The sequence below is a fragment of the Rhodococcus sp. NPDC057014 genome (assembly GCF_042673295.1).
Taxonomy (GTDB): domain Bacteria; phylum Actinomycetota; class Actinomycetes; order Mycobacteriales; family Mycobacteriaceae; genus Rhodococcus_F.
Window position 1 is genome coordinate 1 of sequence record NZ_JBHUSF010000557.1, and the last position, 2870, is coordinate 2870.

Sequence of the window (2870 nt, forward strand, 5' to 3'; positions counted from 1 at the left end):
GCGGTTGATCACCGTGTGCGGGTGCGCGTACGGCAACGACTCCGCCGGCAACGGGAACTCGGTGTCCTCGCCGAACGGGGGACAATCCACTCGTGCGGCTCGACGACAGGTTCGTCACAACCCCGGGGGCGACGTCAAGTGGCGAGTCCGGCCCGACCGCAGTCAGATGTGGTGGGCGGTACACCCGTTCACCTCCGGAGCCAGGTGAGGTTGCCGGCGGCCGGGCCGTGATCGGCCCCGAGCACAGCGACGCGACCCGCGACCCCGTCGCCGCCCCGGACGTCCGGACGTCCACGGCCACTCGTGGTGGAGACCGGGCGGGGCCACTGTCCGGACCGCTAGGTCACCAGTCGTTCGAGTGGTTGGCCGGTTATCGCCGCGATCAGGTCGAAGTCCTTGTCCCGATGCAGAACGACTCGGTTGCCGATCTCCGCGGTCGCCGCGATGAGCAGATCCGGGATCGACGGTGCGCGATGTTGACCCCGTTCTGCCAGTTGCCGTTGCACCTCCAGGGCGCGGTCTTCGATCGCGGGTGTCGAATACTCCAGGGGCATGGCCGATAGCGGTGGGGTGCGTCGTCCCCGCGTCAGGTCGTGGGCGGTACGGGCCGAGTAACCGACCTCGAGCAGCGTGACGGTGCAGATGTGGACGAGACCGCGCTGGATTCGATTGGCCCACTGTTCGGCGTCCGGGCTGGTGCCCAGGCGCACCATCGCCGACTTGTCGATGAGCCACGTGGGGTCACTCATGACCAGGCGTCGCGCATGACTTCGTCGTCGGCCAGGTCGGGGAAGTCTTGGGCGAACCGCACCAGGTCGGCGGTCGACACCGTGGTGATGGTGCGACGCGCCTCCTGCTGCAGCTGACGACGCAGGAATTCGGTGCGCGAGATCCCAAGGCGGGCAGCGTGCTCGTCGAGCAGTGCCAGGTCCTCCGCTGGAAAGTTGCGGATCAAAACGTCAGACATGACAACCTCCTTGATATCATATGATATCACAACCCGGGTTCGGGACTCGCATGCCGGCGCGCTCCCTTTGCAACACAGCAGCAGCGGGTGAGTACCCACCTGACGGCTTCGGTTCAGCATGGATGCGGACCTCGTGTGTGGCGATCGGAAACACCGCCTGCAAAGGCCGAACCGCTGCAAGGGCGGCCGACCATCGAAACTGAACTCGGACCAGCACTCGCTCACCGCCTGTACGCCGCGGGCGAGCACACCGTCGCCCAGATCGCCGACATGCTGACAGTGCCGCACACCACGGTGTATGGGCATCTGAACAAGCGAAGGGTGGACATCGCACCGGTCACGCAGGAGATCGCCGTAGCTGTTGACCCAGCGGCGCCTACGTCTCGCACGTGCCCGACCTGCGGATACGAGCCAACCATTCGCTCGGTACCTGCGGGTGAGCGTGGCGGTCGTGAAATGATGCCCGGCGGGCACGGGCCGGACCGGTCGACCGATTCCGTCCCGTCAGCCGGCTCAGCCCGGATCGAGGGTGTGTCTGCCCTCGGTCGTCGCCGGTGGAACGGTCGGCTCGGTAACCGCCGGAGCTGCGACCACGACCACCCCGTCCCGCGGTCCTGCGGTGCTCGAGTCGACGCCCGCGGCTGCGGTTCCGGAGTCGATGTCCGCGCTCGTGTCGTGGCCGCGATGGGTGGCCTTCTTCGCCAACGCGCCGACCTTCTGCTGCACCTGTGGAGCCTTGTCTTTCACGACGTGCGCCGCGTCACTTACCTTCTCCTGCACGGTGGGGTTGTGCCAGAGCTCGAGGGACTGACTCCTCATCTTCTCGTAGGTCTGGCGACCGGCCCGGGTACCCGCGACGAAGCCCACGGCCACCCCGGTTGCGAAGATCAGCGCTTTTTCCATGACATTCTCCTGTACTCGACCGTTCCGGTGCGGGGTGCGACATTGCAACTCACATTCGCTGCGGTGACGCACCGTGTGGGTGACCTCATCTGACGGAGGCGGTTTCCCGCTACTTCGGTGATGACACCTCCGCTCGGACAGGAATCCAGGTACCCCGACTGTCCTGTGCGCAATCACCATCTTGTGTGCCGAAGCAGGCTTTCTGTCGTGCGCGTAGGTGTGATGTCGGCTCAGTGATGGGTATCAGCGGGACGAAAGTCGGGGGTGGCGCGGTCCACGATCTGACCGTCCGGGTTGGTGTCACCGTCTTTCACCTGCAGCGATGTGACCCGCGGGTGCGTTCGATCATGCCCTCTCACCTCATGTCGTGATCAGCGAGGGAAGTCAGCATCTGGATGAGCTGCGTCGACGGCCATGAACCTACGACGCGAAGCGAGGCGCAGGGCCTGCGCCGCCCGTGGGAGTTTTCCGATGCAGTCGTGATTTTCACCGGGTATCTCGTCATACCGTCGCGAGGACGTAGGAGAGAACGAATCCGGCGGTGGTGCTCAACGCGACCGTCGGGCCGCCCTTCTCGTAGGCCTCGGGCATGAGGGTGTCTGCGAGTGAGGCCAGCACCGCGCCGGCGGCGAAGGCCAGTGGCAGCGAGATTGTCTCGGGTGCACTCGAGGCGAGGGGTCCGGCGCCGACGACGACGGCCAGGGTGAGGAGCACGGCGCAGATCGTCCACGTGCCGAGGATGAAGGCCTGGGATCGGCCCTGCGCGCGCATGGACGCGCTTCCGACGAGGGCCTCGGGGAAGTTGGAGACGAAGATCGCCACGAGCAGGGTCAGGCCGCCGGTCCCTTCGCCGAGGGACACTCCGAGGGCGACGTTTTCCGGGACTCCGTCGAGGGTGACCGCGGCGAGCAGGGCAAGTCCGGCGGCGCCGCTGACCGAGGCGGTCGAGGGCGCCGTCTCCGTCGCGGCGGCGTCGAGGTCGAGTTTTTCGCTGCCGTGG

Annotated in this window: 4 protein-coding genes; all 4 read right to left on the reverse strand. The window is 66.4% G+C overall.

Translation table 11 applies throughout. The annotated features are described in order from the left end of the window. Window positions 1-338: 338 nt before the first annotated feature. The gene (locus ACFTZB_RS44710) at window positions 339-749 is read right to left on the reverse strand and encodes a PIN domain nuclease (RefSeq protein WP_378442309.1); all 411 of its coding nucleotides are present in this window, start codon (window positions 747-749) and stop codon (window positions 339-341) included. Beyond that, a complete protein-coding gene (locus ACFTZB_RS44715; RefSeq protein ID WP_219453791.1) occupies window positions 746-967 on the reverse strand; it encodes a ribbon-helix-helix protein, CopG family in 222 nt (73 codons plus the stop codon). Before ACFTZB_RS44715 ends, ACFTZB_RS44710 begins: the two co-directional genes overlap by 4 nt. 513 nt (window positions 968-1480) lie before the next feature. Then, on the reverse strand, window positions 1481-1870 hold the full coding sequence (locus ACFTZB_RS44720; RefSeq protein ID WP_378442311.1) for a YtxH domain-containing protein: 390 nt from the start codon (window positions 1868-1870) through the stop codon (window positions 1481-1483). 501 nt (window positions 1871-2371) lie between these two features. Further along, on the reverse strand, window positions 2372-2870 hold a 499-nt coding region (locus tag ACFTZB_RS44725), incomplete at its 5' end, for a ZIP family metal transporter (RefSeq protein WP_378442313.1).